The following is a 410-nucleotide window of genomic DNA, read 5'->3' as shown; positions in this document are numbered from 1 at the left end:
CCGGCATGACCATTCGCGACCTCGGCGACCAGGTGCTGAAAGCCATCTCGCTCCTGGGCGCTGGAGCCGGACATGCCAAGATCGTTATCGACGACGTGAATACGTTCAATCGGCCATCCGAGCGAAACGGCGCGATCGCGCAGCGCATATTGCCGCTTCGTACTCTCGGTGTTCTCGAACACCTGCCGAAGCGACGACTGTCGAACGTAGAGGAACGCATCACGCCGCAGATGTTCAGCGGTGACCTTCTGAGCGGAGTTAGTAGACATGGGCAAGCTCCTCGTGGGTGCGCAGTACGAGGTTGGCGAGCACGCGAACAAGCGCGCCGTTATCCCGCACTGAGTTGGAAGCAGGCACGGTTGGAGTGGGAGCCTCAATGCGCGAAGCGTCCGGGCGTTGGATCGCCAGCC

General features: G+C 61.5%; 1 protein-coding gene. It reads right to left on the bottom strand.

Features of this window, described 5'->3' with window-relative positions; all coding sequences use genetic code 11:
* Nucleotides 1-269, bottom strand: a 269-nt coding sequence (locus tag SB753_RS35010; RefSeq protein ID WP_410804630.1) for a recombinase family protein, incomplete at its 3' end; no start/stop codon positions are given.
* Nucleotides 270-410: the final 141 nt, after the last annotated feature.

It is taken from the genome of Paraburkholderia sp. SIMBA_053, assembly GCF_046534895.1.
Classification (GTDB): Bacteria; Pseudomonadota; Gammaproteobacteria; order Burkholderiales; family Burkholderiaceae; genus Paraburkholderia; species Paraburkholderia caledonica.
This window is presented reverse-complemented; position numbering and strand designations above follow the sequence as displayed.